The 20691-nt window shown below is 35.3% G+C and carries 21 protein-coding genes; 11 read left to right on the top strand and 10 right to left on the bottom strand.

The window, feature by feature from the left end:
• Nucleotides 1-15 precede the first annotated feature (15 nt).
• From PGH12_RS13505 to PGH12_RS13515, 3 genes are all read right to left on the bottom strand, one after another.
• Entirely contained in the window at nucleotides 16-2061 is a 2046-nt protein-coding gene (locus PGH12_RS13505) for a S9 family peptidase (RefSeq protein WP_267596363.1), read from the bottom strand.
• A 156-nt stretch (nucleotides 2062-2217) separates the two neighbouring features.
• Nucleotides 2218-2958, bottom strand: a complete 741-nt coding sequence (locus PGH12_RS13510; protein WP_267596362.1) for a uroporphyrinogen-III synthase — start codon at nucleotides 2956-2958, stop codon at nucleotides 2218-2220.
• A 13-nt stretch (nucleotides 2959-2971) separates the two neighbouring features.
• On the bottom strand, nucleotides 2972-3538 hold the full coding sequence (locus tag PGH12_RS13515; RefSeq protein ID WP_267596361.1) for a DUF4271 domain-containing protein: 567 nt from the start codon (nucleotides 3536-3538) through the stop codon (nucleotides 2972-2974).
• A 179-nt stretch (nucleotides 3539-3717) separates the two neighbouring features.
• Between PGH12_RS13515 and PGH12_RS13520 the strand changes: the two genes are divergently transcribed.
• From PGH12_RS13520 to PGH12_RS13535, 4 genes are read left to right on the top strand one after another with little or no spacing between them, the layout of a single operon-like run.
• Nucleotides 3718-4434 (top strand): polyprenol monophosphomannose synthase, encoded by a 717-nt coding sequence (locus tag PGH12_RS13520; protein ID WP_267596360.1) that lies wholly within the window; start codon nucleotides 3718-3720, stop codon nucleotides 4432-4434.
• On the top strand, nucleotides 4431-4799 hold the full coding sequence (locus PGH12_RS13525) for a DUF4296 domain-containing protein (protein WP_267596359.1): 369 nt from the start codon (nucleotides 4431-4433) through the stop codon (nucleotides 4797-4799). The genes PGH12_RS13520 and PGH12_RS13525 overlap by 4 nt, the downstream gene beginning before the upstream one ends.
• 3 nt (nucleotides 4800-4802) lie before the next feature.
• Nucleotides 4803-5936, top strand: a complete 1134-nt coding sequence (gene tgt / locus PGH12_RS13530; protein WP_267596358.1) for a tRNA guanosine(34) transglycosylase Tgt — start codon at nucleotides 4803-4805, stop codon at nucleotides 5934-5936.
• A gap of 9 nt (nucleotides 5937-5945) precedes the next feature.
• The gene (locus tag PGH12_RS13535) at nucleotides 5946-7058 is read left to right on the top strand and encodes an LptF/LptG family permease (RefSeq protein ID WP_267596357.1); all 1113 of its coding nucleotides are present in this window, start codon (nucleotides 5946-5948) and stop codon (nucleotides 7056-7058) included.
• Here the strand turns inward: PGH12_RS13535 and PGH12_RS13540 are convergent.
• On the bottom strand, nucleotides 7052-7765 hold the full coding sequence (locus tag PGH12_RS13540) for a biotin--[acetyl-CoA-carboxylase] ligase (RefSeq protein WP_267596356.1): 714 nt from the start codon (nucleotides 7763-7765) through the stop codon (nucleotides 7052-7054). The two genes, PGH12_RS13535 and PGH12_RS13540, sit on opposite strands and share 7 nt — an antisense overlap.
• Nucleotides 7766-7852: 87 nt before the next feature.
• On the opposite strand from PGH12_RS13540, the gene rsfS reads away from it, so the two are divergent.
• The 5 genes from rsfS to PGH12_RS13565 all read left to right on the top strand — a co-directional run bounded on the left by rsfS (nucleotide 7853) and on the right by PGH12_RS13565 (nucleotide 12553).
• A complete protein-coding gene (gene rsfS, locus PGH12_RS13545) occupies nucleotides 7853-8221 on the top strand; it encodes a ribosome silencing factor (RefSeq protein WP_267596355.1) in 369 nt (122 codons plus the stop codon).
• A gap of 16 nt (nucleotides 8222-8237) precedes the next feature.
• Nucleotides 8238-10220, top strand: a complete 1983-nt coding sequence (gene ftsH / locus PGH12_RS13550) for an ATP-dependent zinc metalloprotease FtsH (RefSeq protein ID WP_267596354.1) — start codon at nucleotides 8238-8240, stop codon at nucleotides 10218-10220.
• A gap of 133 nt (nucleotides 10221-10353) precedes the next feature.
• Entirely contained in the window at nucleotides 10354-10935 is a 582-nt protein-coding gene (locus PGH12_RS13555) for an LUD domain-containing protein (protein WP_267596353.1), read from the top strand.
• Nucleotides 10936-10956: 21 nt separating this feature from the next.
• Entirely contained in the window at nucleotides 10957-11829 is an 873-nt protein-coding gene (locus tag PGH12_RS13560) for a phosphatidate cytidylyltransferase (protein WP_267596352.1), read from the top strand.
• 70 nt (nucleotides 11830-11899) lie between these two features.
• Nucleotides 11900-12553 carry a phosphatidylserine decarboxylase family protein gene (locus PGH12_RS13565; protein ID WP_267596351.1) on the top strand — a complete coding sequence of 218 codons (654 nt, stop codon included), beginning with the start codon at nucleotides 11900-11902 and terminating at the stop codon, nucleotides 12551-12553.
• A gap of 174 nt (nucleotides 12554-12727) precedes the next feature.
• On the opposite strand, the gene PGH12_RS13570 is transcribed toward PGH12_RS13565, so the two are convergent.
• The 4 genes from PGH12_RS13570 to PGH12_RS13585 all read right to left on the bottom strand — a co-directional run bounded on the left by PGH12_RS13570 (nucleotide 12728) and on the right by PGH12_RS13585 (nucleotide 16406).
• On the bottom strand, nucleotides 12728-13249 hold the full coding sequence (locus PGH12_RS13570; protein ID WP_267596350.1) for a phage tail-like protein: 522 nt from the start codon (nucleotides 13247-13249) through the stop codon (nucleotides 12728-12730).
• 38 nt (nucleotides 13250-13287) lie between these two features.
• Nucleotides 13288-14130 (bottom strand): hypothetical protein, encoded by an 843-nt coding sequence (locus PGH12_RS13575; RefSeq protein WP_267596349.1) that lies wholly within the window; start codon nucleotides 14128-14130, stop codon nucleotides 13288-13290.
• 24 nt (nucleotides 14131-14154) lie between these two features.
• Nucleotides 14155-15588, bottom strand: coding sequence for a hypothetical protein (locus tag PGH12_RS13580; protein WP_267596348.1), 1434 nt, complete (start codon nucleotides 15586-15588; stop codon nucleotides 14155-14157).
• Between the two features lie 233 nt (nucleotides 15589-15821).
• Complete coding sequence (locus PGH12_RS13585) at nucleotides 15822-16406, bottom strand: hypothetical protein (protein WP_267596347.1); 585 nt, start codon at nucleotides 16404-16406, stop codon at nucleotides 15822-15824.
• Between the two features lie 372 nt (nucleotides 16407-16778).
• On the opposite strand from PGH12_RS13585, the gene PGH12_RS13590 reads away from it, so the two are divergent.
• Both PGH12_RS13590 and PGH12_RS13595 read left to right on the top strand, forming a co-directional pair.
• Nucleotides 16779-17579 (top strand): hypothetical protein, encoded by an 801-nt coding sequence (locus PGH12_RS13590; RefSeq protein WP_267596346.1) that lies wholly within the window; start codon nucleotides 16779-16781, stop codon nucleotides 17577-17579.
• Nucleotides 17580-17711: 132 nt separating this feature from the next.
• Nucleotides 17712-18443: a helix-turn-helix domain-containing protein gene (locus tag PGH12_RS13595; protein WP_271286772.1), complete on the top strand. Its 732-nt coding sequence runs from the start codon at nucleotides 17712-17714 to the stop codon at nucleotides 18441-18443.
• Between the two features lie 41 nt (nucleotides 18444-18484).
• Here PGH12_RS13595 and PGH12_RS13600 read toward each other — a convergent pair whose 3' ends face one another.
• Together PGH12_RS13600 and PGH12_RS13605 are read right to left on the bottom strand one after the other, a co-directional pair.
• Nucleotides 18485-18832, bottom strand: coding sequence for a DUF1801 domain-containing protein (locus PGH12_RS13600; protein WP_267596344.1), 348 nt, complete (start codon nucleotides 18830-18832; stop codon nucleotides 18485-18487).
• A 20-nt stretch (nucleotides 18833-18852) separates the two neighbouring features.
• Nucleotides 18853-20691, bottom strand: coding sequence for an ABC transporter ATP-binding protein (locus tag PGH12_RS13605; RefSeq protein WP_267596343.1), 1839 nt, complete (start codon nucleotides 20689-20691; stop codon nucleotides 18853-18855).

The raw sequence follows: 20691 nt of genomic DNA on the forward strand, positions 1-20691 counted from the left end.
TAACCTGATTTTTCATTAAATTTTATTTTCAAGTTTCATCAAAAACGCATATTCTAATGCGTCTTCTTTCAATGATTCAAATCTTCCGCTCGCTCCGCCGTGACCAGAGCTCATATCAGTTTTAAACAATAGAAGATTGTTGTCAGTTTTTATTTCACGCAACTTGGCAACCCATTTTGCTGGCTCCCAATATTGTACCTGAGAATCGTGAAAACCAGTTGTAATCAGCATATTCGGATAATCTTTAGCTTCAACATTATCGTATGGCGAATAATCCTTCATATAATGATAATATTCCTCGTCGTTCGGATTTCCCCATTCATCATATTCTCCGGTTGTCAGAGGAATAGTTTCATCCAACATGGTCGTTACAACATCTACAAAGGGAACTTGCGCAACAATTCCGTTGAATAATTGTGGTTCGTAATTAACAACAGCTCCAACTAATAAACCTCCAGCGCTTCCACCCATTGCATACAAATGCTTTGATGAAGTATAATTTTCTTTAATTAAATATTTTCCGGCATCAATAAAATCGAAGAATGTATTCTTTTTAAACAACATTTTTCCATCTTCATACCATTCTCTTCCCAAATATTCTCCACCTCGGATGTGTGCAATTGCATAAATAAAACCTCGATCTAAAATCGAAAGTCGCACATTAGAAAAACTTGCATCAACCGTGTGTCCGTAACTTCCGTAACCGTACAAAAGAACCGGAGTATCTGCCGATTTCGCCGTGTCTTTATGGTAAACTAAAGAAATTGGAATTTTCGATTCTCCATCTCTTGAGTCTGCCCAGATTCTTTCTGAAATATAATTTTCAGCGACAAATTTCCCGCCCAAAACTTCCTGTTGTTTCAGAAGTTTGGTAGTTTTGTCTTTCATGTTGAATTCGAAAGTTGAACTTGGAACCGTAAGAGAAGTGTAACCGTAACGCAAAATTTCGGTATTAAATTCTAAATTTAAACCAATGTAAGCGGTATAAGTTGGGTCTGAAAAAGGTAAATCATACGTTTCTCCGTTTTTCTCGTTAATGATTTTTATCTGTAAAAGTCCTTCTTCTCTTTCTTCTAAAACGAGATAATCTTTGAAAATCTCAAAACCTTCTAGCAAAACTTCAGCACGATGCGGGATTACATCCACCCAGTTTTCCATTCCGCAATTTTCAATTTTTGTTTTTACAATTTTGAAATTTGTTGCGTCATCAGCGTTTGTGATAATATAAAATTCATCTTCGTAATGTTCTACAGAATATTCTAAATCATCAATTCTTGGCTGAATTACCTTCCATTCTGCAAAAACATTGTCAGACGGAATAAAATGATGCTCATCAGAAATTGTACTCGAGCTTGCCAGAAAAATATATTCTAAAGATTTAGTTTTAAAAACCGTCACATCAAACGTTTCATCTTCTTCATGGAAAATTAAAATATCTTCAGAAGGATTTGTTCCCAGTTGATGTCTGAAAACCTGATAAGCACGCAGACTTTCGTCTTTTCTAATGTAAAAAACGTGCTTGTTGTCATTTGCCCAAACAGCTTTTCCGGTTGTGTTTTCTATTTTGTCTGAAAGAATTTCACCAGTTTTTAAATCTTTGAAGTTTAAACTGTAGATTCTCCTACCCACATTGTCCGCTGAAAAAGAAGCCAACTCATTATTCGGGCTTACAGCGACATTGGCAACTTCGAAAAATTCCTGACCTTCAGCAAGAATATTAACATCCAAAATAATCTCTTCAGGATGTTCCATGGTCTGAAATCTTCTGCAGAAAATAGGATATTCTTTTCCTTCTTCATAACGCACGATGTACCAGTATTCATTAAAAAAATAAGGCAGAGACTCATCATCTTTTTTATAGCGTGCTTTCATTTCCTCGTAAAGATCTTCCTGAAAAGCTTCCGTTTCTTTCATCATCGCTTCTTCGTAAGCATTTTCTTCTTCGAGATATTTGATGACTTCAGGATTTTCACGGTCATTCATCCAGAAATAGTTGTCAATTCTTTTGTCACCGTGAATTTCGAGTATGTTTTCTATTTTTTTTGCTTGTGGAGCTTTCATCAAGAATTTTAATTTTACAGTTGAATAAAATTTAGTGCAAAAAATATACTTTACTCTACTTTTTTATTCAGTATTAATTTTTGTTTAAATTTAATTAAAAAAAAGCCATCTTTTCTTTGAACGAAAAGACGGCTATATGGTTTTAAGTTTAATAAACTATTTGTGCAAACTTTTAATGTATTTTTCTAGCGCCATCGTCATAGAAGGTGTTTCTTTCGTTGGTGCCATCAAATCTATTTTAAGGCCCGCTTCTTCAGCTGCTGCGGAAGTAGTTGGTCCAAAAACTCCGATTTTAGTGTCTTCCTGTTTGAAATCCGGGAAATTTTGCTGTAATGATTTAATTCCTTGAGGGCTGAAGAAAATCAACATATCGTAATCTTTAATATTGATATCTGTCAAATCGCTACAAACCGTTCTGTACATAATAGCTCTCGTCCACTGAATGTTTGCAGAATCCAGAGTTTTAGGAATATCCGGACTTAGCACATCGGAAGATGGCAGCAAATACTTCTCAGAAGGGAATTTTTTAAACAGAGGCAAAAGGTCGGCAAAGTTTTTTTCTCCAAAGCTGATCTTTCTTTTTCTGTAAACGATATGCTTTTGAAGATAATTGGCGATTGCTTCAGACTGACAGATGTATCTCATAGTGTCAGGAACAGAAAACCGAAGCTCTTCTGCTAATCTGAAATAATGGTCAACCGCGTTTTTACTGGTGAAAATAATACCTGTATGCTGCGTTAAATCTATTTTCTGAGTTCTGAGTTCTTTGTTGTCAACCCCTGCAACGTGGATAAAAGGACGGAAATCAATCTTTATCTTTTCCTTTTTTGCAATTTCCAGATAGGGAGAAGACTCACTAGGCGCTGGTTGAGAAACCAATATAGACTTTATTCTCATCTTGTACTTTTTATCAAATAAATAATAACTTCCAAAGCATCAGTAAAGGTGCTATTTGAAGCGTGCAAATATACAAAAATTTATAATACCATTTTTGAGGTAATATGTTGTTCCTGTGAAATAAGTAGAAAAAAACCTTGAAAATAAATACAAACAGAAAAAAGTAAAAATAGTATAAAAACGCTTTATTCCTATCAATGGGGAAATAATAGTGGGTAACGCATAGAATGATCACCAAAATAGAGAGGATGAAGTTGAATTTTGTGGAGGTAAAGTAGAAAATAGTCCATTTTTTGCCGTCTCCTATACTTTGGTAGAATAAAAAGCCCAATGCTGTTCTTATAAAATAAAACAGCGAAACAACCGTTAAACAATATCCAAACTTATTCATCTGATATCCGAAAAGCTGCAATTTTGCCGCATATTCCGGAACTACAGGAATATATTGAGAGATTAATACTGCTAAACTGAGCGTAATGACACAGGACGTGATGATCCAGCTGGGCAGATTATTGCTGGAATCAAAATATTTCTGCAAAAGAAAATCTTTCAGATTGGCTTCTCTTTCTATAATATTCATCATAAAAATGTAGAGGAAAAGACAGCCTGTTAATATAAAAATCACCCAGTCATTATTTTCGGGTATTCTTATTTGGTTTGTAAAATTCTGTGATATAGGCAACGGGAAATTTTTTTGCAAAATTATAGATTATTTTGTATAAAATAAAAAGCTTAAATAACTTATCTTTGCAAATTCAAATGAAAAAACTCGTCATCATCCCAACCTACAACGAAAAGGAAAATATCGAAAAGATAATTTCTGCTGTTTTTGCGTTGGAACAAGAGTTTCATGTTCTTGTAGTAGACGATTCTTCGCCCGATAAAACCGGAGATCTTGTAAAGGAACTTCAGAAAAAACATCCTCATACGCTTCATTTGTCGATAAGACACGTTAAAGACGGTTTAGGAAAAGCTTATATTCATGGTTTTAAATGGGCACTTCAAAATAACTACGACTATATTTTTGAGATGGATGCTGATTTTTCTCACAATCCAAATGATTTACCCAAACTTTTTGAAGCTTGCCGAAATGCCGATATGGCAGTCGGGTCAAGATATTCTAAAGGGGTGAATGTTGTAAATTGGCCGATGGGAAGAGTTTTGCTATCTTATTTTGCATCCAAATATGTAAGATTTGTTTTAGGACTTCCTATTCATGATACGACGGCAGGTTTTGTTTGTTTTTCAAGAAAAGTTTTAGACGAAATAGGTTTAGATAATGTAAAATTAAAAGGTTACGGTTTTCAGATCGAAATGAAATTCAGAACTTTTAAAAAAGGTTTTAAAATTGTAGAAGTTCCCATTATTTTCACCAACAGGGAATTAGGTGAAAGTAAAATGAATGGCGGGATCATTCACGAAGCTGTTTTTGGAGTTTTAAATTTAAAATGGAAATCGATAATCAACAGATTATGAGAAGAATATTTGCACTTTTTATTTTTGTGTTTTTGGTTTCCTGCAGCGAATATGTAGACAAACCAAAAAACCTTTTAGATAAAAGTAAAATGTCTGAGATCATGGCTGATCTGGCTATTAACGATCAGGTGACAAACACCTATCTGGGTAAAAATCTCGAAAGCGGAACAAGATATATCCTTAAAAGCCACAATGTAAAAGCTGACGATTTTGTTGAAAGCTACAAATATTATGTGGTAACAGGAAAAATGAATAAAATTGTGGATGATGCGCAGGAGATTCTCCTAGAGAAAGATCCTAAGGCAAGAGATTTTGTTAAAAGCAAATCTGAGCCAGCGAAAGAAGTCCCAAAAATAGTAAGATAGAAAATGCAGCAATTTTTTAAGATAGAAAAAACTTCAAACGGAAAAGCCAGAGCCGGAGAATTGGTTACCGATCACGGTGTGGTGCAAACCCCGATTTTTATGCCGGTAGGAACCGTTGCAAGTGTAAAAACGGTGCATCAGAGAGAATTAAGAGATGATATTAAAGCTCAGATTATTCTGGGAAACACGTATCACTTATATCTTCGTCCCGGAATGGAAGTGATGGAAGAAGCTGGTGGCTTACATAAATTTATGAATTGGGATCTTCCGATTCTTACTGATTCCGGTGGGTTTCAGGTTTTTTCGCTTTCAGGAACGAGAAAAATGTCTGAAGAAGGCGTTAAATTTAAATCTCATATCGACGGAAGCGTGCATTTGTTCACTCCCGAAAAATCAATGGAAATTCAAAGACAGATCGGAGCAGATATTTTTATGGCTTTTGACGAGTGCGTTGCTTATCCTGCGGAATATAATCAGGTAAAAAAGTCGATGGATATGACGCATCGTTGGCTAAAAAGAAGCATCGATTGGAACGAGAAAAACCCTGAGCTATATGGTCATAAACAAAGATTTTTCCCCATAGTGCAAGGTTCTACCTACTCAGATTTAAGAAAAATTTCGGCGGAAGTTATTGCAGAAGCCGATGCAGAAGGAAATGCTATTGGCGGACTTTCCGTTGGTGAGCCTGAGGAAGAATTATACAGAATTACTGATGAGGTAACCGATATTTTACCAAAAGACAAACCCAGATATTTGATGGGAGTAGGTACTCCATGGAATATTTTAGAATCTATCGGTCTTGGTATTGACATGATGGATTGTGTGATGCCTACCAGAAACGCAAGAAATGCAATGCTCTTTACCTGGCAAGGTGTCATGAATCTGAAAAACGAAAAATGGAAGAAAGATTTTTCGCCTCTGGATGAGTTTGGGACAAGTTTTGTAGATCGTGAATATTCTAAAGCGTACGTTCGTCATTTATTTGTGTCTAAAGAATATCTGGCAAAACAGATCGCTTCGATTCATAATCTTGCATTCTATCTTGATTTGGTGAAAGTGGCGAGAGAACATATTTTAGCAGGAGATTTCTATGAATGGAAAAATTCTGTAGTTCCTGTTTTAAGACAAAGACTTTAAAAATATAGAATGTTTAAAATTGTAGACAGATATATCGTAAGAAAATACCTTGGAACTTTCAGTTTCATGCTGGTATTACTGTCTATTGTGGTTTTGGTAATCGACGTACAGCAGAAAATCCCAAGAATTGAGAATGCCACGGCCATAGATCCTAAACTTAATTTAACGTATTTCCTTATTCATTTTTATCCTTTTTGGATCATTAATTTAATTGTGACCTTTCTTGCAATTTTGGTCTTTATCTCTGTGATTTATTTTACTTCGAGAATGGCAAATAATACAGAAATTGTTGCCATTATCAGCAGTGGTGCAAGTTTTCACAGGTTTGCGAAGCCTTATTTACTGACTTCACTTTTCATTGCTTTGCTTTCACTTACCGTGAATCATTTTGTTTTACCTTGGGCAAATATTAAGAAAAATGCACTCGAAGCTTACACTTATAATCAGACCAATAAAGATAAAATCTTAGGAACGGCGCCGGTTTCTGCACAGTTGAGCAAAACAGAATATATTTTTGTAAACTCATGGAATAAAAGAGAAAACAGAGGTTATGGTTTCGTTTATCAAAAATTTGATAAAGCCAGAAAGATGATCTATGAGCTCAAAGCAAACGATGCCTATTGGGATACTGCGAAGAAGCAATTTGTTCTCAACAGCTTTCTTGAAAAAACAATTAATAAAGATGATTCTGAAAAATTAGGTCAGGGATTTGAGATCAGAAAAAGTTACGGACAGGCTCCAGAAGAATTATTTCCCAACGAACTTTTAGGTCAGAATAAGACAACGCCGGAGCTTATAAAATTCATCGATCGTGAAAAAGAAAAAGGTAACAGTAACCTGAATACTCACCTAAATGAGTTGTATCAGAGAACTTCGATGCCTGTATCGATAGTTTTACTGACTTTTTTGGCGCTTTCACTTTCTTCCCAAAAGAAAAGAGGAGGTTTGGGAATCAATCTCGCAATTGGTATTTCCTTAGCATTCGTATTTGTGTTTTCATTTGAGGCTTTAAAAGTAGTTTCAGAAAATAAAGTTTTGTCTCCACCATTGGCGATGTGGATGCCGAATATCATCTTTTTTCCTTTAACGCTGATTCTTTACGTGAGAAGAGCAAATCAATAAAGAAGTTTTACCTCTTTATGATAAAATGACTTCATTCCATCTTCCAGTTCGATCCAGATTTCACCTTTTTCGTCTGCTTTTCGGATGATGCCATTTTGTCGGTTTCCATCAATTTCAAAAACTGATATTTCGTCTTTTCGGAATAGATTTAAATTAAATTCTTCCAATATATATTCTTGAGAAGGGTAGTTTTTAAATTTTTCACCTAAAAACTGATGTAAATTTTCAGTTAAATTTTTTAAATGAAAGTGTTCTCCGGTTTGAGTAAAAAGTGAGCCTGCATTAGAAATTTCATCAAATTTTTCTTGCAGAATATTAATTCCCGCTCCAACAATGAAATAGTTTTCTCCGTTAAATTTTTTCTTCTCAATTAAAATACCGGCTACTTTTTTGTGAGCTAAAATAATATCATTCGGCCATTTGATCTTCACTGACTTTTCAGTCAATTTGGCAAGAAATTCCCTGATAACGGTGGCGGTATAATAATTGAACAAAAAATCGGTGAGAGGAATGTCTTCTATTTTCACAGCTAAAGTGTAAGCGAGATTCTGCCCAGCTCTGGAAGTCCAGCTATTTCCATACTGCCCACGTCCTTTAGTTTGATTAAAAGTATAAAGACCAACAAAATCTGAATTTGGGTAAAGTAAAACCTTAGATATTTCGTCATTAGTAGAAGAACACTCTTTTTGATAGAACAGTTGGCTCATTTAAGAAAACTTTAAGAACATTAAGGCCCTAAAAGTAAGGCTAAAGTAAAAGAAAAACAATAAATTTGCAGATTATAGTATATTTTAATGAATAAAACAGTAGAAAAGCAAGCGCTAATAGATAAAATTGTAGAAGCTATCCAGGATGTAAAGGGTGAAGATATCATGATCTTCGATCTTTCTAAAATTGAAAATTCTGTAGCAGAGACATTTATAATATGTAGTGGAAACTCAAATACGCAAGTATCAGCATTAGCAGGAAGCGTAGAAAAAAAAGTAAGAAACGATCTTCAGGACAGACCTTGGCACGTTGAGGGTACAGAAAACTCAATGTGGGTGTTGGTAGATTATGTAACGGTTGTTGTACATATCTTCCAGAAAGAAACCCGAGAGTACTACGATATTGAAGAACTTTGGGGTGATGCAAAAATCACCAAAATAGAAAGTGAAGTATAAATTTTAAAAGTATTAAATGAATAATAAAGGATTTAACTGGTTTTTTCCAATCGCAATAATTGCCCTTTTGTTATTTTTTGCCTCAAATTTTTTGGGTGACAACAATGCAAAAACTATTGACGAAGATGCTTTCTTTAGAGAAATGCAGACGGGAAAAGTTCAGAATGTGTTGATTGATAAACAGGCTCAGAAAGCAGACGTATTTTTGACCCAGGCTGCCAAAACAGCAACGGTAAAGAAAGAAGACAAAACAAATCCTTTTTCAAATTTAGGGATGTCTTCAAAAGCTGATTATAGCCTGAAATATGGTGATTTACAGCTTTTTTTAGAGAAATTTGAATCTATTAAAAAAGATAATCCGGCGATAAAAACATCAAAAGATTATGCAGACGGTAAAAGTCCGTTTACAGAAATATTATTTTCAGCTTTGATCTGGATCGCGATTTTAGGTTTATTCTACTTTATCCTTTTCAGAAAAATGGGAGGCGGTGGAGGCCCTGGAGGACAAATTTTCTCTATCGGAAAATCTAAAGCCAAATTGTTTGACGAGAAAGAAAAAATTCAGACAACATTTAAAGATGTTGCAGGATTAGAAGGAGCAAAAGAAGAGGTACAGGAAGTTGTAGATTTCTTGAAAAACTCTGAAAAATACACAAAACTGGGAGGTAAAATTCCTAAAGGTGTTTTATTAGTTGGTCCTCCGGGAACAGGTAAAACCTTATTGGCGAAAGCTGTGGCGGGTGAAGCTAAAGTTCCTTTCTTCTCATTGTCAGGTTCAGATTTTGTTGAAATGTTTGTTGGGGTAGGTGCTTCGAGAGTAAGAGATTTGTTTGCTCAGGCAAAAGCTAAATCTCCTGCAATTATCTTTATTGATGAGATTGACGCTATCGGACGTGCAAGAGGGAAGAATAACTTTTCTGGTGGCAACGACGAAAGAGAAAATACATTAAACCAATTACTTACAGAAATGGACGGTTTCGGAACCGACGTGAATGTAATCGTAATGGCTGCAACAAACAGAGCAGATATTTTGGATAAAGCATTAATGAGAGCCGGCCGTTTTGACCGTTCAGTTTATGTTGACCTTCCGGAATTGCATGAAAGAAGAGAGATTTTTGATGTTCATTTAAAGAAAATCAAATTAGATGATACGGTTGACAGAGATTTCTTAGCAAAACAAACTCCTGGTTTCAGTGGAGCAGATATTGCCAATGTTTGTAACGAGGCAGCATTAATTGCAGCTAGAAACAGCCATGAATCTGTAAACAAACAAGATTTCTTAGATGCTGTTGATAGAATTATCGGTGGTCTTGAGAAGAAAAATATGGCGATTAAGCCATCTGAGAAAAAAAGAGTGGCTTTCCATGAGGCTGGTCATGCAACAATTTCTTGGTTGGTAGAGCACGCTTCTCCTTTATTGAAAGTTACAATTGTCCCAAGAGGACGTTCATTGGGTGCGGCTTGGTATCTTCCTGAAGAAAGACAGCTGACTACTACAGAACAAATGCTAGACGAGATGTGTGCAACTTTAGGAGGTAGAGCAGCAGAGCAGGTGATTTTTAATAATATTTCTACAGGTGCACTTTCAGATCTTGAGACGGTTACCAAAAGAGCTCAGGCGATGGTTACGATCTACGGATTGAGTCCAAATATTGGAAATATTTCTTATTACGACAGTTCAGGTCAGTCAGAATATAACTTCGGTAAACCTTATTCTGAAGCTACTGCATCTAAAATTGATACAGAGATAAAGACAATTATTGAGCATCAATATGAAAGAGCGGTAAGAATTCTTACTGAGAATAAAGATAAGTTGGATGCTTTGGCAAATAAACTTCTGGAAAAAGAAGTAATTTTCCGCGAAGATCTTGAAGATATATTCGGCAAAAGAGCATGGGATCCGGAATTAACAGAAAGGCCGGTGACCAATACCATTCCTTTGCATGAGAAGATAGAAGAAAGCGAGATTCAGGCACCAGAAAGTCCTGCACAGCTTTAAAATATTTAAATTCAATTCAATATAACCCGGCAATTTTTTAATTACCGGGTTTTTTGATTTTAAAGTGATATTATTAGAAGCAATTCTAATTAATTTTCTATTTTTGTATAAAGTTGACTAAAAAAACATTAAGTTGAGTTTATTTAAGAGAATTGTAAGCAAACTAACCAATCAGCCTGAGGAAGAAGACAAGCAAAGTCTGGAAAAACTAGGGGATTCGCTGAAAAATGCAGATCTTGATTATAAGTTTGCCCAATTGTTTACACATTCCGGCGGATTTTTTAATTATTGTGCGGACGAGGCAGAAGCTTTGCAGACACTGAATCAAATCATCAAAATAGAAGGAATTACCTCGGTTTTCTCTTGTGATAAAGATTTGCAGAATTTTTTGAATGTTGTAAAAGTTCCTCACACCCCACAACTTGAAGCAGGTAATGACGCCGCGTTTATTACTTGTGAATATTTAATCGCTTACGATGGCAGAATCATGCTGTCGCATAATAATATTCTGCATTATCATTCTTCCAGATTGCCATCAAAAATAATTATTATGGCCAACGTTTCTCAGATCGTCAACAACCTAAACGATGCGATGGGGAAGATAAAACGTACAGGAAATATAAAAAATCTTACCTCCATCAGTGGAAATCATTCTAAACTAGATACCGCAGCCAATAACAATACAAAGCTTTTCCTATTGCTGTTGGAAGACTAGAAATATTCTAAATTTTAAATTTTGGACAAAAATCTTATTCAGAGAACTGTTTCAGGGATTGTTTACATTGCAATCATTATTCTCTGTACAACCCCTTTTGGAGCTCAGCTTCTGGATCAACTGTCGCCCGGGCTTGTAAAGCAGCAATACCTTTATTACGGATTAATCACTTTTCTTTTGTTGGTAGGAACCTGGGAATGTATCAAAATCATGAAATTTGGTGACGGCTACGAAAAATGGATCGTCCTGCCAATCGTACTTTTGATCTTTTACATGTTTTCGAAAAGGTTTTTTTATCACGACTTCTATTTCAATTTCAGACTTTCAGAAATACTTGCGCTTGCGTTAGTCGTAATTGCGGTAGTCACGTTATTTAAATTTACAAGCGAACTTTATTTTGACAGCGGCAAACTTATTTTTACTGTAATATATGTTGCGCTACCATTTTCTTTTGCTTTGGGATTGCCTAAATTTTCCTCTTATGACAGCAGTTTTTCGTTAGAAGTTATCTTCCTTTTTATATTAATCTGGAGCAGCGACACATTTGCTTATCTGGTCGGAAAGTTTTTTGGAAAGCATAAAATGGCTCCCAAAATTTCCCCAAAAAAAACATGGGAAGGTTATGCCGGAGGAGTAGTTCTTACTTTGGTTCTTTCTTATTTTGTTGAAATGTATCAGCCACAACTTCGCGGAAACTGGATGATTGTTGGCTTTCTGATTGCCGCATTTGCTCCTTTGGGTGATTTGGTTGAAAGCCAATTGAAAAGAACTTTTGGCGCTAAAGACAGTGGAAATATCATTCCCGGGCATGGTGGTGTATTAGATAGGCTAGACAGTTTTTTAATCTGCGTTCCTGTCGTATATTTGTACTTTATTTTAGAAAAATTTATTTAAAACTGATGATGTTGCGCAATTTATATTGACATTATCTCACCTCAAGAAATATAAAAATTAATATCCTCATATGAAATTACATAAGGAATCAAAAGGAACGATTATCGTAGCAAGTCTGGTTTTTGCTGTGATAGCGGCTCTATCTATTTACTTCCTCGAAATGTGGTCTTTATTGATCATTATCCCATTATTGATTATTTACTGTTTGGTTTTTTGGTTTTTCAGAGTTCCGAATCGTGATATTTTAGATCACACAGAGAATGTAATTGCTCCTGTGGACGGAAAAGTGGTCATGATCAAAGAAGTAGAAGAAACTGAGTTTTTAAAGGAAAAAGCCATACAGGTGTCTATCTTTATGTCTCCTCTGAATGTACACATTTGCAGATTTCCGGTTTCGGGAAATGTTATTTATAAAAAATATCATCCGGGAAAATATCTGGTTGCTTGGCATGAAAAATCTTCGACCGAAAATGAAAGAACCACCATTGCTGTAGAAAGTTTAACCAATCATAAAGTAGTTTTCAGACAAATCGCTGGGTATGTCGCAAGAAGGATTGTTTTCTATTGTAATGAAGGTGATGCTGCCAAAGCGGGACACGAATTTGGCTTTATAAAATTCGGATCAAGAATGGATATATTCTTGCCTCTCGACACCGAAATAATCTGTAAGATTGGAGATAAAACCAAAGGCGGAATCGATGTGATTGCTAAAATGAGAGATTAATATCAATACTGATAAATCAATAAAACCGCTTCGTAAGAGGCGGTTTTACTTTAATAAAAAACTTAAACATCTGAATTTTCAGAATGCATTGAATATTGAGGGAATATCAGTCTGTGTATTTCTTTATTTTTAATTATTTAAAATATTCTTAGCATTGAAAGCTTTCATCGAATATCACGGTTTCCAAAAGGACCATACTGTTCCGTTAAATATTGCGAGCTGTCGCTTATTTTTATCATAAACCATCATTCCTGCACTTGGATTAACGATGTTAAGATGCGGACTCTGAACTTTCGGCAAAACCATCGCTTTATCGCTATCTGCCAAAACGAAAATACCTGTTGAAGCGTCCGAAGAACTATTGACACCTATTGCAATTTTGGATGTAGAAAGCTCAGTTTTGTCGTTTCCCTGAATTGACAGATCTGCCGTTCCTGTTGTATCAACAGAAAAATCAAACAAGGTATTTGTATCACTTAGAAGTTTAACTTTATGATCTGTCGTATCATAAAAAAGTGAACCCAATGTATTAATGCTACTTTTATCAGTGATGTAAGGTAGAATTAATCCCCGATTTTCCGTTTCTGCAAATTCCAGAGAAACGGATGTGTTTGTTACTGATGGTTTGCCTATTGCAATCTGGCATTTAGCACTAAATACAGAGAGCAAAGCGAAAAAGGATATTATGTATTTCATTTTTTTATCGTTTAGAAAAAATATTTACAGTTTATTTTTTAATCCGGACAAGTCTGTGTAGCCATACAGAACCACCCGAAAGTTGTCCCTCCATCCGTAGAGGTGTACATTTTCAGGCATTTGTTTGTGGCATCAAATACCATCATTCCTTCTACGGGAGAAGTAATAACAAGAGTTACTCCGTCATCTGCAACAGGTACATTTGAGCTGTTAAATTTAACTCTGTTTGGAATGAAGGCCTTTGTTTTCGATTCTATTACAAGCCAGGCACCTTTACGGTTCATTGGCCAGTTATCCATGTTTGTAGTTCCTGCTCTTCCAAGAGATGTTATTCCTACTTTACTGTCTAATGTTGCGCCTGTGGTTATTGCCGGTTTGTAACACAGACAACTTGTGCTTAAAGATACAATCACAGGTTCAGACACAGGACTGTAGCATGAGTTTGTAATGTCGTGGTAAACGGCATAATAGGTTCCCGAAGGAACAGCTGCTGCATTGCTAACCAAGTTTGAGGAATTTGGTATGACAGCTGTATGCCATTCCAGAATCGTTCCGGCAGGTGCCGTACCCGAAGTTAGTGATGTTAGGTTAAAGGTAGTAGAAGGACAAGTTCCTGTAACAACTTTTACTTTTGAGTATGGACTATAGCAAGCATTTACATTGTCGTAATAAACTGCATAGTATGTTCCTGCGCTTGCTGCGGCAGCTTGGGCAGATGTAATCACATTTGTAGAGGAGATAGGAATTGCATTATGCCACTCCAGGACGGTGCCTGTGGGCGGCGTACCTGTTACATGAGTATTCAAATTCACTGTTTGTGAAAAACCAAACACTGTAATAAACATCATGATAACAGAGAGTAAACGATGTATATTTTTCATACTTCTGTTTCTTATTGTTAGTATTTAGTTGATGACAGGAGCTGTGTTACCTGCATTACAGCAATTTGCAATAGTTACAACAACACCTGAAGATGCCGAGCTGTAACAATTGTTTGTTGTATCACGATAGTAAGCATAATATGTACCTGCTGTTGTTACAGCTGTAGGAGTTGCCACTAGATTTCCTGCGGAAGGAGATGTAGCAGCAGTATGCCATTCTAAAGCTGTACCCGTCGGTAGTGAAGTGCTTCCGGTGTAGGCATTATTTAAATTTACAGATGTTGCAGGACAAGTGTTTGAAAGTGCGGTATTAACCGTTGGTATTGCAGTACAACATGCACCTTGTGCGACAGTAATGGTGGTAGAAGGTGAAGTACAGTCTGCATTGTTGGAATCGACGTACATAGCGTAGTAAGTTCCTGCAGTTGTAACTGCGGTAGGAGTAGACACAATATTCCCTAAAGAATCCAGATATCTTATCGTTACTCCGGCAGGCAAAGACCCGATAGCAACTCCGTTATAGTTGGCTGCAATATTGACGGAGGCAGCTCCGCATGCTAATGTGTAATTGGTACTGCTGTATGTTGGTGCAGACGTTGGTGCATTACAAAGGAAAATCACATCATTTACGCTACTGAATGTGCCTGCTGTAGAACCATAATCTACCGAAATACCGATGCCGTTATCTGTGGTAGAAGAAGTATTTATCGTATTATTAAATACGTTATCTGCTCCCAGATCTGAATTTAAACTGCTGTATAAGGCTGAATAATATCCCGACCACGGTTGTCCGGATTTGTATTTGAATGCCTCATATATTACACTTCCTGAAACGGTCTGCTGCGTACCCATTATATAATTCGGTGCAATTCCGCTTACAAAGCCTGGTCCACGGTCGCTGCTTCCCAAAAGAGTATCCCATCCCTGAGCTACTTTCACTTGTTGTCCTCCAGTCGGAATAGTTACTTCATAGCTGATAGTTAAATAATTATTTGGGCTAACATAATCATACGTTACTTTTAAACCATAAACTAAACCTGAAACGGTTTGTGAAAAGTTAATGACATGCTGAAAAGTGCTTCCGCTATTTGTACAGGCGCTTGATACTGGAGTTAAACTGGTTCCACCAAATGATGCATTTAAAGTTCCGGTATTGAATTTGGTAGTTCCGATCATCCAGACAATACCGTTTGTAGTACCGGGAACTGTATTTGGCGAGAAACTAAATGACATGTCGCTATTAAAGATTTGTGGAGAGCCAAGACGGTAAACCTGTAGATTTCCTGCTCCTGATAGTAAAATTCTTAATCCATTGCTGGCATTAGTTCCTCCCGCAGTATTCATTATCGTAATATCATTGTAGTTGGTGGGAGTACAGGTCAACTGTGCTTTTATGGCTGTGCAAAAAAACACAAGCATAAGAAAAAACACTTTGAGAAAAGTAAATCTTTGATTCATTGTTTAATTTTTAAAGTTGATAGAATGGTAATTGATCTTTCAGCACAGATCAGTTGTGCCAGAAAGTAGTTCTGGACTTCAAAGGAGAGTTCTATGGTTAATAGTTGTTTTTAAAGAGTCTTTTATGGAATTGTTATCATTTCATCATATCGCTGAATTAAGGATCATTTCATGTACTACGCATTTATGATCCCTATTTTCACCAATAAAAAATTTTTATAGAATGATAATACTTAAGCTGTTGGCGGAGGACGGGTGTGATTTTCCTGTTGAAAAACATCATCGCTACTATTTGAAAGTACCGTAAATATATTTTCAATTAAAAAGGCTGTGTGAATGAAAACTTGAATCTGTTTTATTGACTCAAAACCATATATTTTTTTATTTACGGGTAAAAACAGAGTTCCTGAATTACCGTTTTTAGCAAAAAAAGACATCGGCTCTGCAGGAGTACTTTTAAAACATTCTGTAGTGACAGCAATATTTTTATTCTTTGCAACAGAAACCGTTTTTTTGATGTTGTTTTTAGCTAATTTAAAAACAATTGCAGATTTTTTACTTCGTTTTCTGCTTATTGTTTTTGTTATTACACTTGCTTTTTCACCTTGAGAATAGATGAGTTGACTATTGTAAATTATTGTTCCCTCAGAAATGTAGATCTCTGTTTTATTTGACAGATGAACATTGTTGGAATCACTGGCTTCAATAGGAATATTATTGTAAGCAGATATAGATATTGGAAGAAAAAAAAATAAAAACAGCAAAGATCCTACTGTCGTGAAGACAGGTAAGTTTTTGCTGTTTTTTCTCTTTCTCATCATTTTAGTTTTAAGTTAGTTTCGAAATTATTAGTTTGATTCAAAATGATTTTAACTTTTACGTTAGATATTGTTGTTTTAATTAGAATATCTTAAATCATAGTGGGATATTTTTACAATATTATAAACAAATTAGCTCTGTAGAAAGTGTATTATGTGTGAAATTCTGAAAATGTATCTAGAAAATGTCCTTATATAATGATATTTTCAGAATTAGCAATTTAGTGATCAATGATGATTAAATATCTGTTATTCAGAGTTTTAATCATTTTGAGAGCTGTGTGAATTTCGGAAATCTTCACATCAAAATATCAATTTCAATTCCCTACCTTTACAGTTACTCGCAGCTATATAAACTATAAAGATCAACCTATGAAATGCCTACTCATATTCTTATGTCTGATGTGCCATATAGCATATTCTCAGCAAAATGATGAAAAGATTTCGGGGAATTCAATTGTAGTTGTTGATGTCAAAAAGGTTATTGAAAATGCCAGAAAACTGTCATCAGAAAATCCTTATGAAACCATAAAATTAGCAAAGACGGCATATCGAAATTCAAAACAGATCAATTGCGGTGAAGGAATACTTGAAAGCAATGATCTTATCATGAATGGATATTATGACATAGGAAGATATAAAGATGTTATAGAGCAGGGAACGGAAGCAGAAAAATACGCACAAGAAATTGAAGATCAAGAGAATCTTTCAGGAATTCATCTCCTTTTGGGTTTATCTTATAATGAGCTGGGTTTTAGTGATGAAAGTCTTAAACATCTTAAAAAAGCTTTAGAAGCTACAGAAAAAATAAACTCTAAAAATGGTAAACTCTATAAAAAATCTCTCATTAATAATGGTTTAGCAAGTCGTTTGCTTCAGGTGAAAGGCTCCGGAGATTCCGTGGTTTATTATCAGAATAAAAGTCTTGAAAATGTTCAAAATATTAACAATGATAAGGAATATTCTGAAAGAAAAAATTCTGCGTTGGCACTGATTTATCTCAATTTTGGTAAAGCGAATAATGTACTGCACAAGACCAACGATTCGGAAAAGTATTTTTTGAAATCTCTCGACATTCTTAAAGATAGAAATTATGTAAAAAATAAACTGCTCGAAGCTTCTGTGTACAACGAACTTTCCAAACTTTATTATGGTCAGAAAAAATATGAGTAATCACTCTTTTATGCTGAAAAAGCAGAAATTCTAGGAAAGCAAATCGGTTCTCCATATCTAAAAAGAGATATTTATAAATCTTTAGTTGAGTCAAATCTTGCAACTTTGCGCGGCGAGAGTGATGCAAGATATATGGATTTATTCATCAAGCTGAATGACAGTATTGAAAATGCAGAGTACAGTAGCATCAATGCTCTAGCGAAAACTCTAACAGAAAAACAAGCCTCAGATAATTTACGTGATAACAGAAAATTAGGACTAATTATTGTCGCAGGTTTGTTTTTTTTAGCACTATTGACCGGGTTTTTTTATAAAAGGAATCAAGATAAACTGCATGAAAAATATCAGACTATTATCAGAAATTTAGAATCTGAAAAAACTGATAGCAATAAAAGTCACATCAGAAATCCTACTGATAAAACTCTTATCATAACAGATCATACGGCGCATATTTTATTAGAAAAACTCAACAAATTTGAACAATCAAAAAAATTTTTACAAAAGGATGTTACTCGCGTATATTTAGCCAATCTTCTTCATACAAATACTAAATATTTGTCGGAGATCATTCGTCTGCATACAGGTAAAAACTTCAATAATTACATTAATGGTTTGAGGATTCAGTACATCGTAGAAAAGCTTAATGAAGATCCGAAATACAGAGAGTACAAGATCAGTTATCTTGCAGAGGAAAGCGGTTTTGCTTCAAGAGAAATTTTTGCAATTACATTTAAGAGAGAAATGGAAGTCAGTCCGTCTTATTTTATATCAATCTGCTCGATGGCAAAAAGGAGACGGAATCACCGTTTGATTAAGATAATTTCCGTACAATTTCTGAAAAGAAAACTAAAATTAAATAAGTGATTATTGTAATTTCATGGAAGATAAATTTTGCCAGACTTAGCTTATTTGATGTGCATTTTAACTTCGCTGATCAAACGTAAAATAAATTCTACAGGCAAATCTTCTTCTTCATTAATCAAGAATATTTTAAACTTTTTTCTGCCTTCAGAAAGCAACTCCGGATAATCAAGCCGATCACCGTGATAGAAACTAACATAATGTTTTTTATGCTTTTTGCTGTAATAGAAATAGCACAGCATCTTTTTTTTATACTTGAAAAATGGCAGCCCAAAACTCAGTGTTTCCGTTATGTTCGCGGTGTCGGAATCTAAAATTTTCTGTCTTAAAAACAAAAGAGTACTTCGTTCAGGCTCGTTTATTCTGAAGAAGTACTCTTGTATAGGATTCATTTTAAATAAATTAAAAAGATTTAATCAAAATTTTGCAGCTCTACGAGCTTGTGGTAAGTTCCGCGTTTTAAAATAAGATCCTGGTGGGTTCCTTGTTCCATAATATCACCTTTTTCCATGACTACGATCCAGTCGGCTTTCTGAATGGTTGAAAGTCGGTGGGCAATGACTAATGACGTTCTATTTTCCATCATTTTTTCAAGCGCATCTTGTACAAATTTTTCAGATTCTGTATCTAAAGCAGAGGTTGCTTCGTCTAAAATCATGATGGGCGGGTTTTTAAGAACTGCTCTTGCGATAGAAACTCTTTGCTTCTGTCCGCCCGAAAGTTTACCGCCATCATCACCAATATTGGTATCATAACCATTCGGAAGTTGGGTGATGAATAGATCTGCATTTGCTATTTTGGCAGCAGCAATTACTTCGTCTCTAGAAGCTTCCGGTTTACCCATCAGAATATTGTTGTAAACCGTATCATTGAAAAGAACGGATTCCTGAGTCACCATTCCCAGTAATTTTCTGTATTCCGTTAGTTTTAAATGTTTAATGTTAGTTTCGTCAATTAAAATTTCACCTTCAGAAACATCATAAAATCTTGCCAGAAGATTGGCGATAGTCGTTTTTCCGCTTCCGCTTTGTCCTACTAAGGCAACGGTTTTTCCTTTTGGTATCTTTAAATTGAAATTTTTAAGAATCAGATTAGATTTATCGTAATAAAAACCAATGTCTTTGAATTCGATATGCGCTTCAAGATTTGAGATCGAAACCGGCTCTGCGACTTCCTCGATCTTTACATCTGCTTCAAGAATTTCCAAAACTCTCGTTAAAGAAGCTTCTCCTTTCTGAATATTTGAGATAGATGACGACAGACTTTTCATAGGAGGCAAAATCTGAAAAAACATTCCTAAAAATACAAGGAAATCTTCTGGCGAAATACTTCGTTCTACAATGATCTGTTTTCCACCATACCATGCAATAATAAGGAAAGTGATAGATCCCAAAAACTCACTCATGGGCGATGCCAATTCTTTTTTTCTACCAAGACTGATGGAACTGTTGATCCATTTCTGCATAGAAGTCATGAAGCGGTTGTCCATTATTTTTTCTGCACTGAAGATTTTAATCACCTTTGATGATTTCAGCGTTTCGTCTACGATAGAAAAGATAGTTCCCATTTCGTTTTGGGCTTCCTGAGAATCTTTTTTAAGGCTTTTTCCTATTAATGCGATCAGCGTCCCCATCACAGGAAGTACCAATAGAGAAAAAAGCGTCATTTCGGGACTTAACCAGAAAAGCGTGATCAATGTACTGATAAGCATAAAAGGTGCATTGATAAGATCTACAAGGCTTCCCAATATGTTGCCTTCTACTTCGCCTACATCATTAGACATACGAGACATCATATCTCCTTTTCTGCTCTCCGTAAAAAAAGATACCGGCAGAGACAAAATCTTGCGATACATTGCACCACGAAGATCTTTTGTAACCCCGACACGATAATTGATCAGCAAATAAGATCCTAAATATCTGAAAATATTTCTCAGCAAAAACATGACGGCAGTAATTACACAGAGCCACGCCAAAACATTTAGAGAGCCATAATGTGTAACCAGATTCTGTACCGTATAATTGGCATATTCTTTTAAATAAGAAAATAGATCTACAAGATCACCCGAATATACCGGTTCAGCTTTATATGCAGTAGGCTTTATTGTGCCAAAAAGCATACCTAAAACCGGAAGAATAGCTCCTAAAGATGCAATCTGAAAAAAAGAATACAACAGATTGAAAAGTAAACTTCCGTAGATATATTTCTGATGAGGTCTGGCGAATTTCAGTATTTTTTTATATTCGTTCAT

The organism is Chryseobacterium sp. CY350 (assembly GCF_027945075.1).
Taxonomy (GTDB): Bacteria; Bacteroidota; Bacteroidia; order Flavobacteriales; family Weeksellaceae; genus Chryseobacterium.

Coding starts and splice junctions, on each gene's coding strand:
- PGH12_RS13505 (WP_267596363.1), bottom strand. CDS start 2,061: ATGAAAGCTCCACAAGCAAAAAAAATAGAAAACATACTCGAAATTCAC.
- rsfS (WP_267596355.1), top strand. CDS start 7,853: ATGAATAAAACAGTAGAAAAGCAAGCGCTAATAGATAAAATTGTAGAA.
- PGH12_RS13580 (WP_267596348.1), bottom strand. CDS start 15,588: ATGAATCAAAGATTTACTTTTCTCAAAGTGTTTTTTCTTATGCTTGTG.
- PGH12_RS13515 (WP_267596361.1), bottom strand. CDS start 3,538: ATGAATATTATAGAAAGAGAAGCCAATCTGAAAGATTTTCTTTTGCAG.
- PGH12_RS13570 (WP_267596350.1), bottom strand. CDS start 13,249: ATGAAATACATAATATCCTTTTTCGCTTTGCTCTCTGTATTTAGTGCT.
- PGH12_RS13510 (WP_267596362.1), bottom strand. CDS start 2,958: ATGAGAATAAAGTCTATATTGGTTTCTCAACCAGCGCCTAGTGAGTCT.
- PGH12_RS13595 (WP_271286772.1), top strand. CDS start 17,712: ATGGATTTATTCATCAAGCTGAATGACAGTATTGAAAATGCAGAGTAC.
- PGH12_RS13590 (WP_267596346.1), top strand. CDS start 16,779: ATGAAATGCCTACTCATATTCTTATGTCTGATGTGCCATATAGCATAT.
- PGH12_RS13585 (WP_267596347.1), bottom strand. CDS start 16,406: ATGAGAAAGAGAAAAAACAGCAAAAACTTACCTGTCTTCACGACAGTA.
- PGH12_RS13520 (WP_267596360.1), top strand. CDS start 3,718: ATGAAAAAACTCGTCATCATCCCAACCTACAACGAAAAGGAAAATATC.
- PGH12_RS13565 (WP_267596351.1), top strand. CDS start 11,900: ATGAAATTACATAAGGAATCAAAAGGAACGATTATCGTAGCAAGTCTG.
- PGH12_RS13600 (WP_267596344.1), bottom strand. CDS start 18,832: ATGAATCCTATACAAGAGTACTTCTTCAGAATAAACGAGCCTGAACGA.
- PGH12_RS13540 (WP_267596356.1), bottom strand. CDS start 7,765: ATGAGCCAACTGTTCTATCAAAAAGAGTGTTCTTCTACTAATGACGAA.
- ftsH (WP_267596354.1), top strand. CDS start 8,238: ATGAATAATAAAGGATTTAACTGGTTTTTTCCAATCGCAATAATTGCC.
- PGH12_RS13535 (WP_267596357.1), top strand. CDS start 5,946: ATGTTTAAAATTGTAGACAGATATATCGTAAGAAAATACCTTGGAACT.
- tgt (WP_267596358.1), top strand. CDS start 4,803: ATGCAGCAATTTTTTAAGATAGAAAAAACTTCAAACGGAAAAGCCAGA.
- PGH12_RS13605 (WP_267596343.1), bottom strand. CDS start 20,691: ATGAACGAATATAAAAAAATACTGAAATTCGCCAGACCTCATCAGAAA.
- PGH12_RS13575 (WP_267596349.1), bottom strand. CDS start 14,130: ATGAAAAATATACATCGTTTACTCTCTGTTATCATGATGTTTATTACA.
- PGH12_RS13525 (WP_267596359.1), top strand. CDS start 4,431: ATGAGAAGAATATTTGCACTTTTTATTTTTGTGTTTTTGGTTTCCTGC.